Genomic DNA, 21,447 nt, shown 5'->3' with positions numbered 1-21,447 from the left:
AACACTCACCCTCTACCTCAGGGTGAGGGTTCGCGACGAGGCGCGGCGGCCGTCCGCGACCCGGGCTCGCAACCGGGTTGTGGACGTTCGCTCACCCGCGACCCCGAGCCAGGGGGCCGGGACGTCCCCCGTCTGCGCGGCGCAGGCAGCACCAACCGCCGCTCCTTCCCCGGCACCACGCGACGGTGCCTGTGTAGCGCGGATACGGGTACTGGCCAGTGAACAAGGCGACGTGAAGGAGAACCGGTGACGGCACCGCAGAACTATCTCGCGGTCATCAAAGTAGCCGGGGTCGGAGGCGGCGGCGTCAATGCCGTCAACCGGATGATCGAGTCGGGGCTACGCGGCGTCGAGTTCATCGCGGTCAATACCGACGCGCAGGCGCTGTTGATGTCCGATGCAGACACCAAGCTCGATATCGGCCGAGAGCTGACCCGGGGCCTTGGCGCCGGGGGCGACCCGGAGATGGGCCGGAAGGCCGCCGAGGAGCACCGCGACGAGATCGAGGAGGTCCTCAAGGGCGCCGACATGGTCTTCGTGACCGCGGGCGAGGGTGGTGGTACCGGCACCGGGGGTGCCCCCGTGATCGCGGAGGTCGCGAAGGGCATGGGGGCGCTGACCATCGGCGTGGTCACCCGCCCGTTCAGCTTCGAGGGGCGCCGCCGCAGCGTCCAGGCCGAGAAGGGGGTGCAGGACCTTCGTGAAGCGGTCGACACCCTGATCGTGATCCCGAACGACCGACTGCTCGAGATCAGCGACCAGAACACCTCCATGCTCGAGGCCTTCCGACTCGCGGACGACATCCTGCTGCAGGGCGTCGCCGGAATCACCGACCTGATCACCACGCCGGGCTTGATCAATACCGATTTCGCCGACGTCAACACGATCATGCGGGATGCCGGCAGCGCGCTCATGGGCATCGGCAGGGCCCGGGGCGAGGACCGCGCGGTGGAGGCGGCACGCATGGCGGTGTCCAGCCCGCTGCTCGAGGCATCCATCGAGGGGGCGCACGGTGTCCTGCTGACGATTTCGGGTGGCAGCGATCTCGGACTGCACGAGGTGAACTCGGCCGCCGAGATCATCTCCCATGCCGCCGACCCCGAGGCGAACATCATCTTCGGTACGGTGATCGACGACGCGGTCGGTGACGAGGTCAAGATCACCGTCATCGCCACCGGCTTCGAGCGCGAAGGGATGCTCTCCCCGCCACCGGTCGGGCGACCTCGCCGCGAGGCCGCGAGCGAGTCCGCGGAGCGCGACGACACGCGGGTCGGTCTCGAGGAGCTCGAGGAGGACGACGAGGCGGTGTTCCGCCCGTCCGAGAACGGCGAGACGCGCGAGCAGGGACACGACGCCAGCGACCGGGAGGGTGAGCGCCGACAGATCGTGCTCGAGGACGACGACGACGATCTCGACATCCCGAGCTTCCTGAAGCGGTGACCGACGTCGGTGGCTGGCCGGTCGTGGACGTCCGCGCGTTCGGCTTGGAGAGCGACCCCCGGACGCTGCTCGCGTTCAGCGGGCGCACCTCGGACGTGCCCGGTGGGGGGAACGTCTCCCTCGCGGTCGGCAACGGGCGGCCCGCCGCCGCACGTGCCGCGTTGTTGGCCTCCCTCGGCCTGGACCCGGGGGCGGCCGTCTTCATGGAGCAGGTGCACGGGGCCGGTGTCGCGGTCGTCGGCCGCGGGGACGTGGGCCGAGGGGTGATCCGGCACGACCAAGCGGTGCCGGGGGTGGACGCGCTCGTGACCCTCGACACCGACGTCGCGCTCGTCGTCCAGGTGGCGGACTGTGTCCCCGTGCTGTTGGCCGATCCGGGGCGAGGCGTGGCTGCGGTCCACGCGGGACGGCGCGGGATCGAGGCGGGGGTCATCGATGCGACCCTCGACGCGCTCGCGCCGCCGGAGGCCGATCGCGTCGCGGCCGTCGTGGGACCGGCCATCGGTGGATGCTGCTACGAGGTTCCCGCCTCGCTCGCCGACGAGATCGCCGGCGTCGTTCCCGCTGCGGTCGCCACGACGACCTGGGGCACCCCCGCCCTCGACCTGCCGGCCGCGGCCCGGGCGCAGCTGGCGGCGCGAGGGGTGACGAGCGTCGCGGGCTACGGGAGCTGTACCCGGTGCGAGAGCGACCGTTGGTTCAGCCATCGCGTGGCGCCCGGTGAGGGCCGCCAAGCCGCCGCGATCACCCGGCGCTCGGTGTCGCCTGTCGGGGACGGACGGCACGGCTCCCTAGACTGGGACGCATGAGTGCTTCCGCTGAGTCGCCTGCCTCCGGTGGCGCGCCGCGCGACCCGGCGGCCGAGGACCTCGACGGCACGGACGGGCCGGACGGCCGCGCCTCGCGGCTCGAGGCCGTGCGGTCACGGGTGGTCGAGGCTGCACGGCGCGTCGGGCGGTCGCCGAGCGCGATCACCCTCGTCGCGGTCAGCAAGGCGTTCGGTGCTGATGCCGTCCGCGAGGTCCGGGCCGCGGGCCACGTGGACTTCGGCGAGAGCCGTGCCCAGGAGCTCGCCGCGAAGGCCGACGAGCTCGGCCCGGGGATCCGTTGGCACTTCGTGGGGCGCTTGCAGACGAACAAGGTCAAGGAGGTGGTGGGGCGGGCGAGCCTCATCCACTCGGTGGACCGGGAGCGACTCGCGCGCGGAATCTCGGAGCGTGCCCGCGCCCTCGACCGGGTGCAGCCGGTGCTCGTCCAAGTCAACGTCGGCGACGATCCCGCCAAGGCGGGGGTCGCGCCGCACGAGCTGCGCGAGACCGTCGCCAGGGTGCGCGAGATGACCGGGCTGGCGTGCCAGGGGCTGATGACGATCCCGCCGCTCGAGGCGGATCCACGGCCGTTGTTCGCACGGCTCCGGGAGCTCCGTGACGAGGTGAAGGGGTCGTTCCCCGAGGTGCAGCACCTGTCCATGGGGATGACGGGGGACTACGAGACCGCGGTGGAGGAAGGGGCGACGATCGTGCGTGTCGGGGAGGCGATCTTCGGCCCGCGGCCCGGCGCCGCGTAGGCTTGGACCCATCGACCCGGCGCGGGTGGGTGGCGAACGAGACGAACAGGGGCGAGCGATGTCAGGGATGGTCAAGCGCACCCTCGCGTACCTCGGCCTCGTCGAGGAGTACGAGGACGAGTACGCCCGGGACGTGTACCCGGACGACCGGTACGCGTCGCGGGAGCCCGCTCGCGCGGGCGCGCCGAGGCGCGATCTCGCGCACACCGACCGCGTCGATCGGTTCGAGGACGCAGGCCGGGGCGAGGGTGGCGACGCGGCGAACGTTCGACGGCTCGCACCCCCGCCCGCTGATCGTGACGCGCGGACCGCCGCGCCGCGCGGGCAGCATGCCGCTGATCCCGACCCCGAGCTGACCGCCGGGCAGGTGCACGTCACGAGCCCGACGACGTTCAACGACGTCGAGGAGGTGGGGGAGCGGTTCCGCAACGGCATCCCCGTGATCATGAACCTCGCCAGCGCCAGTGAGAGCGTCGCAAAGCGCATGCTCGACTTCGCGTCCGGGCTCATCTTCGGCCTCGACGGGCGGATCGAGCGCGTCGGCGACCGGGTGTTCCTGTTGACGCCGTCGGGACTGCAGGTCTCGAGCGAGGAACGCCGCCGCCTCGGGGAACGCGGGTTCTTCAACCAGGCATGAGCACGCGCGTCGGCCCGAGGCCACCCCGACGCCACCGACCAACGGGAGACGAGCACCACGATGGGCCAGGGCATCAATCCCTTCGGGATCTTCTGCACCGCGCTGACGATCTACTACATCATCCTGCTGGTGCGGATCATCCTGTCGTGGGTCCCGTCGTTGCCGGACGCGCTGCGACCCGTCGCGGACTTCGTCTACCTGCTCACCGATCCCGTGCTGCGTCCGGTGCGGGGCCTCCTCCCGCCGCTGCGCATCGGCGGGGTCGGGCTCGACCTCTCGCCGATCATCGTGTTCATCGTGATCTCGTGGATCATCCAACCCATCGTCTGCCGCCTGACCGGAGGAGGCCTCTTCTGATGGATCGCCCAGCGGTCGGGGCCGACGAGAGGGCCAACGCACTGTCCGAGGGGAGCGCTGACCAAGCATGAGCCTGACCTCACGCGACGTCCTGAACACCGAGTTCCCCGAGAAGCGCAAGGGCTACGACGGCGAGGAGGTCGATCGCTTCCTCGACCGCGTCGCAGCCCGGATGGCCGAGCTCGAGCAGGAGCGCGACAACCTCCGCGCGCGCGTCGACGAGCTCGAGCGCGCCCAGGCCGAACAGCCGGCCGCGGAGTCGACCGCCGAGGCGCAGGCCGGGGTCGCCGACGCCAGCGAGCAGTCCCGCCTCATCGAACGAGCCCTCGTCCGGGCAGAGCAGATCGCCGACCAAACCATCGCCGACGCGGAGGAGGAGGCCGAGCGTCTGCGCCAGGAAGCGCGCACGGAGGCCGATCAGGTGCTCGAGCGGGCACGGCACGAGGCCGACCAGCTGCGCCAGCGCGTCGAGGAGGAGGTCGCCCGTGAGCGCGCCGCCACCCGCGAGGGGGTCGAGCGGGTCCGACGCGCGATCGCGGAACTGCGGCAGTTCCGCGACGACTACCGCGACCAGGTGCGAGCCGTCGTCGCGGAGCAACTGACGGCACTCGACCGAGCCGGCGACGTCCCCGATCTGCCCGAGTCCATCGAGCAGTTGGGGGATCTGCACGTCGGCGGCGACTCCCGGGGTGGGGATCGGGAGCGAACCCCCGACGATCCGCCGGAGCCGCCGTCGGAGGCGGCCGAACGCACGCCGTCCGGGGCGCCCGACGAGGGCGCCCAGCTGTCACCGCAGGAGGCCAGCGCGCTGTCCGCGGAGCTGTGGGGGCCACCCACCGGGCTGGAAGAGCCCGACGACCAGCAGCGGTAGGTCGTGCTGGCCACGAGTCTCGTGCTCGTCGCGGTCGGGGGCGCGGTCCTGGTGGCCGGCATCGTGTTCGCGTCCGCGGACCTGGTCGTGCTATCGGTGGCGGCGGCCCTCGCAGCGGGCGGCTTGCTCGCCCTGGGTGTCGCGCGTCACCGACCGGGGCTCCGCGCTTCGGCGCCCGTGTGGTCCGGTGCCAGCGAGCGGCCCGAGCGACCCCAGGAGCCGGCCCAGGCCCTCGGGGTCGAGGGACGTTCATCGGACGCGCCGTCGCCGACCGGGCCCGCGGGGTCGCGGCCGTCGTCGGATCCCGAGCAGGGGGCCCGGTCGCGTGGCGGTCAGTCGCCCGATGCCGGGCCGGGGACCTGAGCCCACGCCGATCGCTCGGCGGCGCGCTCCAGCGGGTGGGCCCGGTATCCGTACACGAGGAGCAGCAACAGGTAGGCGGGGCCGAAGAGCGGGCCGAGACGTTCGGCCTGACGCACGTGGACGCGCTCGTGCGCGAGCAGACGCGGCTCCGGCGGGCGGACGGCCACCACAACGTGTCCGAGGGTCATCGCGGAGAAGCCACGGTGAGCGAGGATCTGTCCGAGGGCCCCACGTGCGGACTCGACGACCACGAGATCGCCGTGGGGCCGCCAACGGCCGCGAGTGCTGGCCCCCGCCAGCAACCCGGCCACGGTGAGTGGCGCCGCCCAGGCGCGGGCGGCGAAGCGGCTCGATCGGGTGAGCGGAGGGGAGGGGTCCCACCGCGCGAGACGGGCGAGCATGTCGGGCTCGTGCTCCAGCGGTAGCAGGGACGGGGCGTCCCGACGACCGCGTCGCCCGACCGTGGTCACCACGGCGGCCGCGGCGAGCGCGAGCGCGAGCGCTGCGCGAGGAGCCCGGGCTGCGCTCATGCCTCGACGCGGAGGCGGACGGCCAGCTCGCGATCCCCGATGCTGACCGCCTCGGAGCCGGTGAGCTCGTCCGGGTCTCGGACATCGAGGCGACTGGCGAGCACCTCCCCCGCAACCTCCTCGCGGTGCGTCGCGATGGCGTCGGTGAGGACGTCGTCGGCTCCCAGCTCCAGTGAGATCCGCGCGTCCAGCGCCAGGTCGTGGTGCTTGCGCAGCTCGTTCAGGGCGCGGACGACCTCGCGAGCGAGTCCGGCACGCCGCAGCTCCTCGTCGAGCTCGAGGTCGAGCGCCACCGAGTAGCCCGCGTCGCTGGCGACCTGGAATCCGGTCTGCGACTCCTCGATCACCTGGACCTGCTCCTCGGTCACGGTGACCATCTCGCCATCGACGGCGACCCGCGCCTCACCACGCTCGGTCAGCGACTCGGCCACCGTGTCGGGGTCGGCGTCCGTGATCGCCTCGGCCACGACGGGGGTGCGTTGGCCGAAGGCCGGACCGAGGGCACGGTAGTTCGCTTTCAGTCGCCGGGTGATCGCCGCGGTCTCGTCGCTGGGCAGCTCGAGCTCGCGGACGTTCAACTCGTCGGCGACGATGTCGGCGACGAGGGGCCACCGTTCACGCTCGGCCGCCGGTAGCGACACGAGCGCGCGGCGCAGGGGTTGGCGCACGCCCACCCCGGCGTCCTCGCGGGCCTTGCGGCCCAGCGCCGTGACGTGACGCGCGGTGGCCATCGCCGCGCGCAGCTCCTCGTCCTCGGCCGCCGGGTCGGGCGTCGGGAACGCCTCCAGGTGGACGCTGTCGCGAGGCTCACGGCCATCGATCGGCGCCGCGGGCGCGCTTGCCAGCTGCTCGTAGAGCTCCTCCGCCAGGAACGGGGTGAACGGGGCGAGCAGCCGGGCGAGCTCGGTGAGGCAGGTGTGCAGCGTGGCGAACGCCGCCTGCTTGTCGGCGTCGCTGGCGGTACCGGCCGGAGCCCAGAAGCGCCGGCGAGTGCGCCGGACGTACCAGTTCGACAGGTCGTCGATGAACTCCTGAAGCCGACGGCCGGCGGTGGTCGCGTCGTAAGCGGCCAGACGGTCGTCGACGACCCGGACGACGTCGGCGAGCTCGGCCAGGACCCAGCGGTCCATCGCCGGCCGCTCGGAGACGGGTGGTGGATCCGCGTCCGCCGGACTCCAGCCGTCGAGCCGCGCGTAGGTGGTGAAGAAGTAGAACGTGTTCCAGAGGGTCAGCATGACCTTGCGGACGACGCCGTCGACGATCTCGTAGCCGACCCGCCGCGTGACCCAAGGACTGCCGTCGGTCAGCATGAGCCACCGCACCGCGTCCGCGCCCTTCGTGCCGATCAGCTCCCAGGGGTCGATGACGTTGCCGAGACGCTTCGACATCTTGCGACCCTGCTCGTCGACGATGTGGCCGAGGCAGAGCACGGTGCGGTAGCTGTTGCGGTCGAACAGCAGCGTCGACACGGCCATGAGCGAGTAGAACCAGCCCCGTGTCTGGTCGATGGCCTCGCAGATGTAGTCGGCGGGGAAGTGGTCCGCGAACGCCTCGTGGCTACCGGTCGCGTGCGGGTAGCCGAACTGGGCGAACGGCATCGCCCCGGAGTCGTACCAGGCGTCGATCACCTCGGGGACCCGCCCGGCGGTCCCGTCGCCGCACTCCTCGCAGGGGAACGTCACCTCGTCCACGAAGGGTCGGTGCGGATCCATCGTCGAGAGGTCACGGCCCGCGCGCTCGCCGAGCTCGGCCAGACTGCCGACGGCGGTCACGTGGTCGCAGGCGTCGCACACCCAGAGCGGCAGCGGCGTGCCCCAGTAGCGCTCGCGCGACAGCGACCAGTCGACGTTGTTGGCCAGCCAGTCACCGAAGCGCCCGTCGCGGATGTGCTCGGGGTGCCAGTCGACACCGGCGTTGACCTCGAGCAGGCGGTCGCGGATCCGGGTCGTCGCGATGTACCACGACGGCTTCGCGGTGTAGAGCAGTGGCGTGTCGCAGCGCCAGCAGAAGGGATAGGTGTGGGTGTAAGTGCCGCTGGCCACCAGCAGCCCGCGGGCGTCGAGGTCCGCGGTGATCGCCGGGTCCGCGTCCTTCACGAACTGGCCGGCGAACGGCGTGATCCCGGAGGTGAACCGACCCTCGTCGTCGACCGGGTTGACCACCGGCACGTCGAGGGCGGTGGCCGCCTCGAGGTCGTCGGCCCCGAACGCCGGCGCGAGGTGGACGAGTCCGGTGCCCTCCTCGGTGGTCACGAAGTCGGCGGTGGTGACGGTGCGCCAGTCGCTTCCGCTCTCGCCCTCCTGGTATCCCGTGCCCGGCCCGACGAGCTCGAAGGGGCCCTGGTAGGCGGCGCCCGCCAGCTCGTCGATACCGACGTCACGCACCACGTGGACGTCCTCACCGAGCACGCGCTCGACCAGGTCGGCCGCCAGCACCACTCGGCCGTGCGCACCCGCGTCGGCCAGCACGTAGCGGACGTCCGGTCCGACGGCCACGGCCGTGTTCGAGATCAGCGTCCACGGCGTGGTCGTCCAGACCAGCAGCGCGGCGCCTTCCTCGGCCAGCGGGCCGGTGCGCACCGGCAGCCGGACGTGGACCGACGGGTCGTCGGTCTGCGCGTACCCCTGCGCCACCTCGTGATCGCTGAGGGCGGTGCCGCACCGCGGGCACCAGGGCACCACGCGGTGACCGCGGTAGATGAACCCCTCGTCCCAGAGCCGACGGAGCGACCACCAGACGCTCTCGACGTAGTCGGCGTTCATGGTCCAGTACGCTTCCTCCATGTCGACCCAGAACGCGATCCGCTCCGTGAGGGCGTTCCACTCCTCGACGTAGCGCTGCACCGACTCGCGGCAGCGAGCGTTGAAGGTCGCGACGCCGTAGTCCTCGATGTCCTGCTTGCGGGTGAACCCGAGTTCCTTCTCGACCTCGAGCTCGACGGGGATGCCGTGACAGTCCCACCCGGCCTTGCGGGGCACCCGGTACCCCTTCATCTGCCGATAGCGCGGGAAGAGGTCCTTGAAGACCCGTGCCTCGATGTGGTGGACCCCGGGGGCGCCGTTCGCGGTCGGGGGGCCCTCATTGAACCGGAACGGGGGACCCTGCGGGTTGGCGTCCAGGGCCCGGTTCACCACGTCCCGGGCCGCCCAGCGCTTCTGGACGCGTTCCTCGAGGGCCGGGAAGTCCGGCTGCTGGGGGACGGCAGCGAAACCCACGAGCTCCTCCATGGCGGTGGTCGGACAGCGGTCGGCGGCACGGGCGGGGTGGCCGAGGGCCGCGTTCTTCGGCGGCGCCCCACGGATCGTAGCGATCCGCGGCAGAGGTCTCGCGCCACGCGGCAACACTCGATGTGGGTGCGATCCCCGACCGAGGGCTACACTGCCGGCCATGTCCGCCAGCGACGAGGACGAGGTCCTCGACCTTGCAGCCCAACGGGCCCGACTCGAGCAGGATCGCGAGAGTCGGCTGGCCCAGGTGGAACGCCTGTCCATGGAGGCGGCGGACGAGGCGTGGCACCAGCCGAAGCCCGACGAGACCGACCAGGGCAGCGAAGCGGTCGAACGTGAACGGTTGCGATCGCTCGCGGACCGGGCGCGAGCCGATCTGCGAGCCATCGACGAGGCCTTGGAGCGGATCGACGAGGGCAACTACGGGACCTGCGTGGACTGCGGTGACGCGATCGCCCCCGCGCGCTTGCAGGCGCGGCCCGAGGCGTTGACGTGCGTGTCCTGCCAGCAACGTCGACGCCAGGCGTCGTGAGCGCGACCCAGGCGGACGGGGCCGGGATGGTAGGCCCCGACGACGCAGTACCGCCGCCGGCGGCGGACGACGAGCACGGGGCTCCCACGAGGACAATGGGCGAGCACGGAGCTCCACCGCCGCGGCGGCGCGCGCTACCCGGACGGTTGGTGTGGGTCGTCGCGATCGCGGTCACCGGGATCTGGCTGCTGCTCGACCAGGCGACGAAGGTGCTGGCCGTCTGGTACCTCAGCGACGGTCCGATCGAACTCGGGGGCGAGTTCTCCCTCGTCCTGGTGCGGAATCCGAACGCTGCGTTCGGCATCCCCGGCTTCCCTGGCATGTTCTTGCTCGTCACGGTCGTCGTGCTCGCGATCATCGCTCGCCTGCTCACCCGGACCGATCGCCTCTCCCTCGCCCTCGCGTACGGGCTCGTGGCGGGTGGCGCGGCGGGCAACGCGCTCGACCGCCTCGCCCGTGACCCGGACTTCCCGCCCCAGCCGGCCCCGGGCATGCCCGGACGCCTGGAGGGGGCCGAGATCCTCGAGTTCCTGTCGGCCTACGTCCCCGAGGGAGCGGTCGTGGACTTCCTGAGCGTCGGCTGGTGGCCGGTGTTCAACGTTGCCGACGTCGGGATCACCGTGGGCGCGGCCTGCATCGTCGTCCTCATGATCCTGGTGGACCGGGAGGAGCAGCGGGCGGAAGCCGAACGGGCCGGGCACGACTCGGTTCGCCCCGAGACCACGACCCCGCGTCGCTAGCCAGCCGTGGACAGCGGTCCCGAGCGTCACGGCGCTGGTGTCGTGGCCGAGTGGGCCGTCGACGATGCCGAAGCGGGGGGTCGCCTCGACGCCGTGGTGGCCTCACGGCTCGGCTGGTCGCGCGGGCAGGCCCAGGCACGCATCGCCACAGGGCGGGTCATGGTCGATGGTCGACCGGCCGCCAAGTCCGATCGGGTCGTGGCCGGTACGCGGGTGGTCGTCGCCGAAGCTCCCGCACCCGATCCCGTGCCCGCCCCCGAAGGGGTGCCCGTCCGCTATCGCGACGCGCACCTGGCGGTGGTGGCGAAGCCGCCGGGCCTCGTGGTGCATCCGGGCGCCGGGGTACGTTCGGGAACGCTCGTGCATGCGCTCGAGGCGATGGGCATCCCGCTGGCGCCCGCCGAGGATCCGGAGCGACCGGGTATCGTGCATCGGCTCGATCGCGGGACCAGCGGCTTGCTGGTCGTCGCCTGCGACGCCGAGGCCCTCGAGGGCCTCGCGGAGCAGTTGCGGCGCCGAGAGGTTCGCCGCCGTTACTGGGTGCTGGTGGACGGGCAGCCCGATCCGCCCTCGGCGACCGTGGAGGCCCCGCTGGGACGGGATCCGCGCCAACGGTCGCGCTACGCCGTCGACCCGGGTGGGCGACCCGCGGTGACCCACTACGACGTCGTCGAGTCCCTGGGCGAGGCCGCGCGCCTCGACGTTCGTCTGGAGACGGGCCGGACACACCAGGTGCGGGTCCACCTCTCGACGATCGGCCATCCGGTGTGTGGTGACCGCACCTACGGGGCGGACCCCGCGCGTGCCGACGCGTTGGGGCTGGGCCGTCCCGCGCTGCACGCCGCCGGTCTCGGGTTCACCCATCCCGTCACCGGGGAGTGGCTCGCCTTCGAGGAGCCGCTCCCCGACGACCTCGAGAGCGCGCTCGGGGTGTTGCGCGACCGTGCTGGCACGCAGGAGTAGCATGGCGGCGGTACCCGAACGGCAGGAGAGTCGATGTCCGCGGTCAACGCGTTGCGCCAGGTCCTCGTGTTCACGGCGATCATCGCGGCGCTCGTCGCCGCGGGCGGCGGGCGCTGGTACGTCGTCGCGATCCTCGTGCCCGGGCTCGCCGCGCACTTCGGGATGTCCCTGTGGCTGCGGCGCGAGCGCCACCGGCTCGAGGGCGGGCCGTCCGTGGCCGGGGGACAGCCGCCCGGCTCCTGAGCGTTCCGGGGCACCACCACTGCCCGCACGATGTGCCGATGACGAACCGACGGTCCCGGCGGGGGTTGTAGGAGAGGAGCCGCGATGTCGAGTGTCGCCGCCCCCGAGGCGCCGCCTCCGCGGGGAGGCGAGCCCGGTCGACGCCGGTTCGGCAGGTTCGTCGGCCACCTCATCACCGTGGGTCTGGCGGTCGTGCACGTTCTGCTCGGCATCGCCGCCGCGGCCGCAGCCGAGGTTGACGGGACGCCCGGCCGGGCACTGGCGTTGGTCGCGGCGATGTTGTTCTCCGGGGTCGTGGCGGTCGCCAGCAGTCGCGTGGTCGAAGGGCGACGGACCTGGTCACCCTGGCTGGCACTGGCGCTGCCCGCACCCGGCTATCTCGTGCTGGGGCTGCTCGGCGTGGTCCCGATCTGACCGAGCCAGCGAACCGCGGCGGGGGGCGCGGGTGACAACGGTTTACACCCCCCGGGCTTTGCCCCTTCGATGGAGCCGACTAGGCTCCGGCCGGCCAGCCGACGAGGAGACCGTACGCGATGACCTGGGGCTTCGATACCCGCCAGATCCATGCCGGCACCGAACCCGACCCCACGACCGGGGCTCGGGCCGTGCCCATCTACCAGACCACGAGCTACGTCTTCCGCGACACGCAGCACGCCGCGGATCTGTTCAGCCTCGCCGAGCCGGGCAACATCTACACGCGGATCATGAATCCCACCCAGGACGCGTTCGAGCAACGCGTCGCCGACCTCGAGGGGGGCGTGGGGGCGCTGGCGACCGCCAGCGGCCAATCCGCTCAGACGCTCGCGATCCTCAACCTCACGGAGGGCGGCGGGCACGTCGTCAGCTCGGCGTCGCTCTACGGCGGGACCTACAACCTCTTCCACTACACGCTGCCGAAGATGGGTCTCGAGACGACGTTCGTCGACGATCCCGACGATCCCGAGGAGTGGCGGGGCGCGATCCGGTCCGACACCAAGGCGTTGTACACGGAGACGATCGGCAATCCCAAGGGCGACGTCCCCGATCTCGCCGCGATCGCCGGGATCGCACACGACTCGGGCGTGCCGCTCATCGTCGACAACACGCTCGCCAGCCCCTACCTGTGTCGCCCGATCGATCACGGCGCCGACATCGTCGTGCACTCCGCGACGAAGTTCATCGGCGGGCACGGCACCTCGATCGGGGGGATCATCGTCGACGCGGGCAGCTTCGACTTCTCCCAGAACGACCGGTTCCCGGGCTTCACGACCCCCGACCCCAGTTACAACGGGCTCGTGTACTGGGACGCCCTCGGTCCCGGCGCGTACATCGCGAAGGCGCGTGTGCAGCTCATGCGCGACCTGGGTCCGGCCGTGAGCCCTCAGAACGCGTTCCTGTTCCTGCAGGGGCTCGAGACCCTGAGCCTGCGGATGCAGCGCCACAGCGACAACGCCCAGCGGATCGCCGAATGGCTCGAGGGCCGTGACGAGGTCGAGTGGGTCATCTACCCGGGTCTCACGTCGAGCCCGTGGTACGAGCGAGCGCAGCACTATCTGCCCCGCGGGCAGAGCGCGATCCTGTCCTTCGGGATCGCCGGTGGGACCGAGGCGGGTCGCAAGTTCGTCGAGGGGGTCGAGCTGTTCAGCCACCTCGCGAACGTCGGTGACGTGCGCAGCCTCATCATCCAACCCGCGACGACGACGCACGCGCAACTTTCCGAGGCGGAGCAGCGCGCGGCCGGGGTCTCGCCCGAACTCGTGCGCCTGTCGGTGGGGCTGGAGACCGCCGAGGACCTGATCGACGACCTCGACGCAGGGTTCCGGGCCGCGAAGGCGTGACCACCGATCCCGCGGACGCGAGCGGCGACCGGGCGCGTGGCGCGACGCCCGCGAGCGGTGCGTGGGGCCCCGGGGACCCGGTGGGTCGCCGGCGGTTCGCACGCACCTTCGACCGGTCGCCGCTCGCGCTCGAGGCCGGTGGCGCGCTCGGGCCCATCGACGTCGCCTACGAGACGTGGGGCGAGCTCGCACCGGACGGCGACAATGCCGTGCTCGTCTGCCACGCGCTCACCGGGGACAGCCACGTCCTCGGGCCCCCTGAGCCCGGCCACCCCGAGCCGGGATGGTGGGACGGCGTCGTGGGGCCCGGTGCGGGTATCGACACCGACCGGTGGTTCGTCGTGTGCGCGAACGTTCTGGGCGGCTGCCAGGGGACGACGGGGCCCGCGAGCGAGGCCCCCGACGGGCACCCGTACGGCTCGCGTTGGCCGCGCACGACGATCCGGGACCAGGTCGAGGTCGAGGCCGCCCTCGCTCGGCACCTCGGTATCGAGGCCTGGGCGGCGGTGGTGGGCGGCTCCATGGGGGGCATGCGCGCCCTCGAATGGGCGGTGACGCACCCCGACCGGGTGCGACGCGCGGTCGTCATCGGATGTGGCGCGCAGAGCTCGGCCGAGCAGATCGCGCTGTCTGAGATCCAGATCCGCGCGATTCGCCTGGATCCGGGGTTCCGGGGTGGCGACTACTACGACGCCCCGGCCGGGCCAGGACCCCACGAGGGCCTGGGCGTGGCTCGTCGGCTGGGGCAGGTGACCTACCGCAGCGAACGCGAGCTGGCCGAGCGGTTCGGTCGCGCTCCGCAGGATGGAGAAGACCCCCTCGCGGGAGGACGGTACGCCGTCGAGAGCTACCTCGACCATCAGGCCGACAAGCTCGCGCGTCGGTTCGACGCGAACACCTACGTCGCCCTGTCCGAGGCCATGAACCACCACGACGTCGGGCGCGGGCGAGGGGGCACGGACGCGGCACTCGCGCGCGCCCGCGTGCCCGTGACCGTCGTCGGCATCGACTCCGATCGGCTCTACCCGCCGCACCAACAGCGTGACCTCGTCACGCGACTGCCTGATGCCGAGCTCGCCTGGATCTCCTCGTTGGTGGGCCACGACGGGTTCCTCGTCGAGACCGAGCAGGTCGGCGAGGTGCTCGCTCGCGCGCTGTGCCCCTGACCCGGCGCCGTTCGCGAAGCACGCGTCGGTTACCCTTCCCGCATGGTCGAATGGATCGCGCTCGACGGGGACGACACGCTGTGGCACTCGCAGGACGGCTTCGAGGAGGTCGAGGCCCTGTTCCGCGAGATCGTCGCCGAGTACGTCGACCCCGACACGGCTCGCGCTGAGCTCTACGCCACCGAGGCCGCCAACATGAGCGCGCTCGGCTACGGCGCGAAGGCGTTCACGATCTCGCTCGTCGAGACGGCCCTGCGGCTCTCGCGGGGCAGCATACCGGCCACCGAGCTGGACCGGCTCCTCGACGCCGGCAAGGGGCTGTTGACACGGCCGACTCGCCTGCTCGACGGCGCCGCCGGGGCGGTCGAGGAACTCGCCGGGCGCTATCGGCTGCTCCTCGTCACGAAGGGCGACCTGGTCCACCAGGAGCGCAAGGTGGCCGAGTCCGGCCTGGCGGAGCACCTCGACCGGATCGCGATCGTCTCGGAGAAGGACCACGACACGTACCGGCAGCTCCTCGCCGAGGAGGGTGCGCCCGCGCAACGGTTCCTGATGGCGGGGAACTCCCTGCGCAGCGACGTTCTTCCGGTGCTCGAGGTGGGTGCGTGGGCGGCCTACGTCCCGTATGCCTGGACCTGGGTGCACGAGCAGGTCCCCGATGGTGCGCCCGACGGCGTGCCGGTCTTGTCCTCCCTCGCTGAGCTCCCGGGGTTGGTCGCCGAGCTCGCCGCGGCCTGATCCGCGCGTCCGATCCGGCTCCCCGGCGGCAGCGGATCCGGTCCCGGTGCCCCGACGATGGGGCGAAACCAACGGGGCCTCGTCCCGCGGGTCCACGGACGGCGGTAAACGCTCCATCTCCCTGATCACGTTCATGTTGACAATCGCCGTATGCTCGGATATCAAGCACTCGAATAGAGAATGAGAACGCTCTCACACGCTGCCGTCCTGGACCCACCGCCACGCAGCGCCAACGCCGGATCCGCTCGGTGCCCCGCCGTCCGCAGCCCGTCACGAAGCAAGGAACCCCCCATGACGCTCGAGTTCCCACCCGGATTCGTCTGGGGCGTGGCGACCTCCGCCTACCAGATCGAAGGAGCGGTGGACGAGGACGGCCGCGGGCCGTCCATCTGGGACACGCTCAGCCACACGCCCGGCGCCGTCCGCCGCGGCGAGAACGGCGACATCGCCGTCGACCACTACCACCGCGTGGAGGAGGACCTCGATCTGATCGCCACGCTGGGCGTTGGGGCCTACCGGTTCTCGCTCGCGTGGCCTCGCATCCAACCGGACGGGCGGGGTGCCGTGAACGAGCGAGGGCTCGACTTCTACCGGCGCCTCGTCGACGGGCTCCTCGAGCGCGGCATCACCCCGGTCGCGACCTTGTACCACTGGGATCTGCCCCAGGCGCTGGAGAACGCGGGGGGCTGGCCGGCCCGTGACACCGCCCACCGATTCGCCGAGTACGCGTCGAAGGTGGGTGACGCCCTCGGTGACCGGATCGGGTACTGGATCACGATCAACGAGCCCTGGTGCGCGGCGTTCCTCGGGTATTCGCTCGGGCAGCACGCGCCGGGGCGGGCCGAGCCCTCCGCCGCCGTCGCAGCGGCTCACCATCTGTTGCTGGGACACGGCGAGGCCGTGGACGCGTTGCGGGCGACGGCGCCCGAGGCCACCCTGATGCTCGCCCTCAACTTCGAGCCCACCGGCCCCGCGACGAACTCGGACGCGGATCGGGATGCCGCCCGACGGGCCGACGGTCTCTACAACCGGCTGTTCATGGACGCGGTGCTCGGGGGCGCGTACCCCGAGGACGTCTTGGAGGATCTGACGGTCGTGTCCGACCTGGCCCACATTCGGGACGGGGACCTGGACGTGATCTCGCGTCCGGTCGATGCCCTGGGGGTCAACTACTACACGACCACGCTGGTGCGCGCGGGGGACGCGCCCGCCGAGGCGGCACCGACCCAGTGGCCGGGCTCCGCGCACGTCGTGGCCCACGAGCCCGAGCAGGCGACGACCGCGATGGGCTGGCGGATCGACCCCGACGGGTTGGAGCGCCTGCTGCGCCGGATCTCGTCGGCGTACCCCCGAACGCCGCTCTACGTCACCGAGAACGGGGCCGCGTTCGACGACGAGGTCGGCCCTGACGGGATCGTGGACGACGTCGACCGCATCGCCTACCTCGAGGGGCACCTGCGTGCCGTGCGTCGGGCCCTCGACCACCGGGTCGACGTGCACGGCTACTTCGTGTGGACGCTCATGGACAACTTCGAATGGGCGTCGGGCTACGACATGCGCTTCGGGCTGATCCGGGTGAACGGACCGTCGCGGGAGCGGGTCCCCAAGCGCAGCTTCGGGTGGTACCGGGACATGCTCCGCGCGAACGCGCTGGTCGGGTAGGCGCATGGATCGGGGAGCCGGTGGACGCGGTAGCCTGGCTGCGATGGCAGCCCGACCCCGTCGCGTTCTCGTCCGATGAGCCGCGGGAACGCTCGTTCCATGCACGGCGGCAACCAGGCCACCCTCGAACAGGTCGCTGCATTGGCCGGCGTGTCGCGAGCGACCGTCTCCCGGGTGATCAACGGCAATCCCCGCGTCAGCGAAGGTACCCGCACCGCGGTCGAGCGTGCCGTGTCCCAGCTGTCCTACCGGCCGAATCGCGCGGCTCGCAGCCTGGTGACCCGGCGCACCTACTCGGTGGCGCTGGTGGTCACCGAGCCGAACACGAAGTTCTTCAACGATCCCTTCTTCGCGCGGCTCGTTCACGGGGCGACGCAGACGCTGGCGTCGACCGACTACCAGCTCGTCCTGTTCACCCCGCCGGCCCCCGGCAGCCGCGAACGCCTCGACGACTACCTCACGGCGGGCCACGTGGACGGTGCCTTGCTGACCTCGTTGCACGGGGACGATCCACTGCCGTGGCGGCTGCATGACGCCGGAATCCCCACGGTGATCGGAGGGCGCGCCCCGCGGGGCCTTCCCATCAGCAGCGTGGACGCCGACAACCGGGGTGGGGCGCGGACCGCGGTGCGCCACCTCGTCGAGCTCGGCCGACGGCGGATCGCCACCGTGACCGGGCCGCGCGACATGCCGGCGGGCCTCGACCGCCTCGAGGGCTACCGGGACGCACTCGCCGAAGCCGAGCTCGCCGCCTCCACCGACCTCATCGTGGAGGGGGACTTCACGCGCGAGGGCGGCGCCGAGGCCACGGCGAGGCTGCTCGATCGTCGGACGGACGTCGACGCCCTGTTCGCGGCCTCCGACCTCGCCGCCCTCGGAGCGCTGCGCTCACTGCACGCGGCAGGCATCCGGGTCCCTGACGATGTTGCCTTGGTGGGCTTCGACGATTCCGAGCTCGCCCCGTCCGCGGAACCGCCCCTCACCACCGTGCACCAGCCCATCGAGGAGCTCGGCCGGCAGGCGACCGCACTGCTGTTGGGGGCGCTGGACGATCCCGACTACGAGCCGGAGCACATCGTGCTCGACACCGAGCTCGTCCGCCGCGACAGCGCCTGACCGCGGGCCGCCCCCCGTGACGGCCCGCGGCGTTCTCGGCACGTCCGCTGCCGCCGGCTGCGCCGCAGCGCGCGCCGCCCAGCGGGCATCAACCCTTGAGGCTGCCTGCGGTGAGGCCGCGGATGAAGTAGCGCTGCAGGCTGAAGAACACGATGAGGGGCACGATCATCGTCACGAAGGCGCCGGAAGTGAGCAGGTGCCAGTCCTGGCCGCGGCTACCCAGCAGGCCCTGTAGACGCACGGTCACCACCTCGACGTCGGCCGCCGAGCCGAGGAAGACCAACGCGACGAGCAGGTCGTTCCACACCCACAGGAACTGCAGTATGGAGAAGGCCGCAAGGGCGGGGAACGAGAGGGGGATGATCAGGCGCCAGAAGATCTGGAAGTGGCTCGCCCCGTCCACCTTGGCGGATTCGATGAGCTCACGGGGCAGCCCGGCCATGTAGTTCCGGAGGATGTAGACCGCCAACGGCATCCCGAATCCGGTGTGCGCCAACCAGACCGACAGGAAGTCACCCTGGATACCGAGGGTGTTGAACAGCCGGAAGATCGGCACGAATGCCACGAAGATCGGTACGACCAGGAGGGCGACCACGACGATGAAGAGGAAGTTCCGGCCTGGAAAGCGCATCCACGCGAACGCGTAGGCCGCGAAGGCGGCCGCGAGGATCGGGACGGCCGTGGCGGGGACGGTGACCGTCAGCGAGTTGAGGAACGCGTTGCCCATGCCCTGGGCGACGATCACGTCCACGTAGTTCTGGGTCGTCCAGGCGGTAGGGTCGAAAACGTCCCCCAGGGCGGTCCACCAACCGGTCGTGGTGATGTCGTCCACCGGGCGGAACGAGGTGACGAGGAGACCGAGGGCCGGCAGCATCCACAGCGCGCACAGCACCAGGAGGACGACGCGGGTGGACCAGCCCGCACGTCGCACGTCGGTCGGGTTCCGGTGCCGGCGGTCCGCGGTGGGACGGGCCTCGCGTGGCGGTGGGGGCGCAGTGGTCCGGCTCATCGCAGCGCCTCCTCTTGGCGGAGCCGACGGATGTTGGCGATCATGATCGGGATGACCGCGATGATGAGGAGCACCACCAACACCGCGGCTCGGCCCTGATGGCGGACCTGGAACAACTCGAAGTAGAACTGGTTCGCGATGACGTTGGTGTTGAATCGCCCCTGGGTGAGCGCGAAGACGACGTCGAAGATCTTCATCACGAGGATCATGACCGTCGTGGTGACGACGAAGATGGTGGACTTGATCTGGGGGATGACCACCCGCCAGTAGATCTGTCCCTCGCTCGCGCCGTCGATACGGGCCGCCTCGACCGTCTCGTCCGGGACACCCTTGATCGCCGCTGACAACAGCACCATCGCGAAGCCGGACTGCAGCCAGATCATGATGACGGTCAGCAGCAGCGTGTTGAGCCTGAGGTCCGAGGTTCCGAGCCAATGGATCGGTTCGAATCCCATCGCTTCGACGATCGCGTTGAGCAGGCCGATCTGGGGCCTGCCCGGAGGTCGCCACTCGTAGACGAAGCGCCAGATGACCCCGGCGCCGATGAAGCTGATGGCCATCGGCAGGAAGATCAGCGCTTTCGTGACCCGCTCCCACGTCGAGCTGAGCCGATCGGTCATGATCGCGACGGCGAGGCCGATCGAGACCGCCACCGTGGGGACCACCACGATCCAGATCGCGTTGTTGAGCAGCAACGACCAGACCGAACCGTCGCCGAGGAGTTGCCGATAGTTGGCGAGGCCGACGAACTCCTCGGCATTGGACCCGTGGAAGCTGTCGCGGATCGTCAGCAGGGCGGGAAAGACCAGGAACGTCGCGACGATCACGATCGCGGGACCGATGAAGACGTACGGTTTCAGGCGGTTCTCCCACGCGGGGGGGAGGGCCTCGACGACCTTGTTCAGCAGCCAGTAGAAGGCGAGCGCACCGAGCAGGCCGACCGCGATCGCGAAGATCGCACCTCCGAACTGGCCCATCGGGGACTCCGATCGCTCACGGGAATGACGGGGTCCGGCCGACCGGCCGGACCCCGTCCACGAAAGCCCTCACGGGGAGACGCTACTCGGGGAAGGACTCGTCGATGCCCTCGACGGCGCTGTCGAGGTCCGTCTCGCCAGCGATCCAATCGACGATCTCGGTCCAGAAGGCGCCGGTCCCGACCTCGGCCGGCATGTCGTCGGACGGGTCGAAGCGTGCGAACGAGGCTTCGGTGAGGAACTCACCCTGCCGCTGCTCGATGTCGGTGGGGTAGAGGCTCGTGTCGAAGCCCTCGTGTGCCGAGAGGAAACCACCGGCCTCCGCCCATGGCTCGCCGGCCTCCGCCGTGGCCATGTGCTGCACGAGTTCCTCGGCCGCAGGGTTGTCGGTGAAGAGGCTGGCGATGTCCCCCGCGGTGAGCGCCGGGTTGCCGTGCTCCTCATCGATCGGCGGGAAGGGGAAGAAGTCGACGTGTTCCTCGGGGTTCTCCTGGACCTCCTCGGGGAAGAAGCCCTGGATGAACTGCGCCTGCCGGTGCATGTAGCACGCCGGCGGGTCCTCGAACATCGGTTCCGACGAGTCGCCGAAGTTGGTCGTGACCATCCCGGTGTTGCCACCCAGCACGTACTCGTCACTGAACCCGCCCGTGATGTCCTCGAAGTGCTCGAAGGCCCCTCGGACCTCGTCCGAGGCGAACTCGAGCTCGCCCTCGACCCACGCGTCGGTGGCCTCGAGCCCGGCCGTGCGCAACATGATGTCCTCGACCCAGTCGGTGGCGGGCCAGCCCGTCGCGCCGGAGCTCTCGATGCCGATGCACCAGGGCACGTTGCCGTCGTCGACCATCTGCGCGGTGAGATCCTCGAGCTCGTCCCACGTCTCGGGGGCCGAGTAGCCGGCCTCCTCGAACTCGGGGACCGGGTACCACACGAGGCTCTTGAGGTTGAGCCGGTACATAAGTCCGACCACCTCGTCCTCGTACGTGCCGTCGTCCAGCGTGCCCTCGATGAGGGAGTCCTCGACCGCGTCGAGATCGAGGACCTCGTCGAGGTCGCGCATGTCCCCGGCGTCGGCCATGTCGCGCATGAGCCCCGGCTGGGGAAACAGGGCGATGTCGGGCGGATTCCCGCCCTCGACCCGGGTGTTGATGAGGGTCTCGAAGTCGTCGGAGCCCTCGTGCTCGACCTCGACGCCGTGCTCCTCGGCCCAGGGCTCGATGGTCGAGAGGAAGTTCGCCTGCTCCTCGTCATCGGCGAACGGGGTCATGATCGACACGGCCTCGCCCTCGATCCCGGTGTCCTCCTCGGGCTCGTCGTCGACGGCGTCCTCGTCGGGTTCCTCGTCGTCGGGTTCCTCGTCCTCGGGTTCCTCGACGTCCTCGTCGTCGGGGCCCTCGTCGGTGACGTCCTCGGCGTCGTCCGCGCAGGCAGCGATGGCCAGCGCCACGGCGACGAGCAGAATCCACAGGCGGCTGTGGGCGAGCAGTGATCTCAC

Annotated in this window: 22 protein-coding genes; 17 read left to right on the top strand and 5 right to left on the bottom strand. The window is 71.0% G+C overall.

Annotated elements, in window-relative coordinates; genetic code table 11:
* The first annotated feature begins 246 nt into the window (after positions 1 to 246).
* From ftsZ to ER308_RS00080, 7 genes are all read left to right on the top strand, one after another.
* Positions 247 to 1,440 carry a cell division protein FtsZ gene (gene ftsZ / locus ER308_RS00110; protein WP_131153127.1) on the top strand — a complete coding sequence of 398 codons (1,194 nt, stop codon included), beginning with the start codon at positions 247 to 249 and terminating at the stop codon, positions 1,438 to 1,440.
* Complete coding sequence (locus tag ER308_RS00105; protein ID WP_205745792.1) at positions 1,437 to 2,249, top strand: purine nucleoside phosphorylase YfiH/LACC1 family protein; 813 nt, start codon at positions 1,437 to 1,439, stop codon at positions 2,247 to 2,249. Before ftsZ ends, ER308_RS00105 begins: the two co-directional genes overlap by 4 nt.
* The gene (locus tag ER308_RS00100; RefSeq protein WP_131153126.1) at positions 2,246 to 3,007 is read left to right on the top strand and encodes a YggS family pyridoxal phosphate-dependent enzyme; all 762 of its coding nucleotides are present in this window, start codon (positions 2,246 to 2,248) and stop codon (positions 3,005 to 3,007) included. The genes ER308_RS00105 and ER308_RS00100 overlap by 4 nt, the downstream gene beginning before the upstream one ends.
* Positions 3,008 to 3,065: 58 nt before the next feature.
* Positions 3,066 to 3,644: a cell division protein SepF gene (locus tag ER308_RS00095; protein ID WP_131153125.1), complete on the top strand. Its 579-nt coding sequence runs from the start codon at positions 3,066 to 3,068 to the stop codon at positions 3,642 to 3,644.
* A gap of 60 nt (positions 3,645 to 3,704) precedes the next feature.
* A complete protein-coding gene (locus ER308_RS00090) occupies positions 3,705 to 4,001 on the top strand; it encodes a YggT family protein (protein WP_131153124.1) in 297 nt (98 codons plus the stop codon).
* Positions 4,002 to 4,068: 67 nt separating this feature from the next.
* Positions 4,069 to 4,872, top strand: coding sequence for a DivIVA domain-containing protein (locus ER308_RS00085; protein WP_131153123.1), 804 nt, complete (start codon positions 4,069 to 4,071; stop codon positions 4,870 to 4,872).
* A 3-nt stretch (positions 4,873 to 4,875) separates the two neighbouring features.
* The gene (locus ER308_RS00080; RefSeq protein ID WP_131153122.1) at positions 4,876 to 5,235 is read left to right on the top strand and encodes a hypothetical protein; all 360 of its coding nucleotides are present in this window, start codon (positions 4,876 to 4,878) and stop codon (positions 5,233 to 5,235) included.
* On the opposite strand, the gene ER308_RS00075 is transcribed toward ER308_RS00080, so the two are convergent.
* Both ER308_RS00075 and ileS read right to left on the bottom strand, forming a co-directional pair.
* The gene (locus tag ER308_RS00075; RefSeq protein ID WP_131153121.1) at positions 5,205 to 5,765 is read right to left on the bottom strand and encodes a hypothetical protein; all 561 of its coding nucleotides are present in this window, start codon (positions 5,763 to 5,765) and stop codon (positions 5,205 to 5,207) included. The two genes, ER308_RS00080 and ER308_RS00075, sit on opposite strands and share 31 nt — an antisense overlap.
* On the bottom strand, positions 5,762 to 8,992 hold the full coding sequence (gene ileS, locus ER308_RS00070) for an isoleucine--tRNA ligase (RefSeq protein WP_131153120.1): 3,231 nt from the start codon (positions 8,990 to 8,992) through the stop codon (positions 5,762 to 5,764). The genes ER308_RS00075 and ileS overlap by 4 nt, the downstream gene beginning before the upstream one ends.
* Before the next feature lie 160 nt (positions 8,993 to 9,152).
* On the opposite strand from ileS, the gene ER308_RS00065 reads away from it, so the two are divergent.
* From ER308_RS00065 to ER308_RS00020, 10 genes are all read left to right on the top strand, one after another.
* Positions 9,153 to 9,524, top strand: a complete 372-nt coding sequence (locus ER308_RS00065) for a TraR/DksA family transcriptional regulator (protein ID WP_165491687.1) — start codon at positions 9,153 to 9,155, stop codon at positions 9,522 to 9,524.
* Between the two features lie 149 nt (positions 9,525 to 9,673).
* Positions 9,674 to 10,264: a signal peptidase II gene (locus tag ER308_RS00060; protein ID WP_165491686.1), complete on the top strand. Its 591-nt coding sequence runs from the start codon at positions 9,674 to 9,676 to the stop codon at positions 10,262 to 10,264.
* 6 nt (positions 10,265 to 10,270) lie between these two features.
* Positions 10,271 to 11,227 carry an RluA family pseudouridine synthase gene (locus ER308_RS00055; protein WP_205745791.1) on the top strand — a complete coding sequence of 319 codons (957 nt, stop codon included), beginning with the start codon at positions 10,271 to 10,273 and terminating at the stop codon, positions 11,225 to 11,227.
* Positions 11,228 to 11,260: 33 nt separating this feature from the next.
* Positions 11,261 to 11,470 carry a hypothetical protein gene (locus tag ER308_RS00050; protein ID WP_131153117.1) on the top strand — a complete coding sequence of 70 codons (210 nt, stop codon included), beginning with the start codon at positions 11,261 to 11,263 and terminating at the stop codon, positions 11,468 to 11,470.
* Between the two features lie 84 nt (positions 11,471 to 11,554).
* Positions 11,555 to 11,884 (top strand): hypothetical protein, encoded by a 330-nt coding sequence (locus ER308_RS00045; protein WP_131153116.1) that lies wholly within the window; start codon positions 11,555 to 11,557, stop codon positions 11,882 to 11,884.
* Positions 11,885 to 12,003: 119 nt separating this feature from the next.
* Entirely contained in the window at positions 12,004 to 13,287 is a 1,284-nt protein-coding gene (locus ER308_RS00040) for a bifunctional o-acetylhomoserine/o-acetylserine sulfhydrylase (protein ID WP_131153115.1), read from the top strand.
* Positions 13,284 to 14,453 carry a homoserine O-acetyltransferase MetX gene (metX, locus tag ER308_RS00035; RefSeq protein ID WP_131153114.1) on the top strand — a complete coding sequence of 390 codons (1,170 nt, stop codon included), beginning with the start codon at positions 13,284 to 13,286 and terminating at the stop codon, positions 14,451 to 14,453. The genes ER308_RS00040 and metX overlap by 4 nt, the downstream gene beginning before the upstream one ends.
* Positions 14,454 to 14,495: 42 nt before the next feature.
* Complete coding sequence (locus ER308_RS00030; RefSeq protein WP_131153113.1) at positions 14,496 to 15,191, top strand: HAD family hydrolase; 696 nt, start codon at positions 14,496 to 14,498, stop codon at positions 15,189 to 15,191.
* Positions 15,192 to 15,482: 291 nt separating this feature from the next.
* Positions 15,483 to 16,853 carry a GH1 family beta-glucosidase gene (locus ER308_RS00025; protein ID WP_131153112.1) on the top strand — a complete coding sequence of 457 codons (1,371 nt, stop codon included), beginning with the start codon at positions 15,483 to 15,485 and terminating at the stop codon, positions 16,851 to 16,853.
* Positions 16,854 to 16,952: 99 nt separating this feature from the next.
* Complete coding sequence (locus ER308_RS00020; RefSeq protein ID WP_131153111.1) at positions 16,953 to 17,969, top strand: LacI family DNA-binding transcriptional regulator; 1,017 nt, start codon at positions 16,953 to 16,955, stop codon at positions 17,967 to 17,969.
* Between the two features lie 88 nt (positions 17,970 to 18,057).
* On the opposite strand, the gene ER308_RS00015 is transcribed toward ER308_RS00020, so the two are convergent.
* From ER308_RS00015 to ER308_RS00005, 3 genes are all read right to left on the bottom strand, one after another.
* Positions 18,058 to 18,978, bottom strand: coding sequence for a carbohydrate ABC transporter permease (locus ER308_RS00015; protein WP_131153110.1), 921 nt, complete (start codon positions 18,976 to 18,978; stop codon positions 18,058 to 18,060).
* Positions 18,975 to 19,955 carry a carbohydrate ABC transporter permease gene (locus tag ER308_RS00010; protein ID WP_131153109.1) on the bottom strand — a complete coding sequence of 327 codons (981 nt, stop codon included), beginning with the start codon at positions 19,953 to 19,955 and terminating at the stop codon, positions 18,975 to 18,977. The genes ER308_RS00015 and ER308_RS00010 overlap by 4 nt, the downstream gene beginning before the upstream one ends.
* An 82-nt stretch (positions 19,956 to 20,037) precedes the next feature.
* Entirely contained in the window at positions 20,038 to 21,447 is a 1,410-nt protein-coding gene (locus ER308_RS00005) for an ABC transporter substrate-binding protein (RefSeq protein WP_205745790.1), read from the bottom strand.

The sequence above is a fragment of the Egibacter rhizosphaerae genome, assembly GCF_004322855.1.
GTDB classification, from domain to species: Bacteria; Actinomycetota; Nitriliruptoria; order Euzebyales; family Egibacteraceae; genus Egibacter; species Egibacter rhizosphaerae.
The sequence above is the reverse complement of the archived record's forward strand: the minus strand, read 5'-3'. Positions and strand labels throughout refer to the sequence as shown.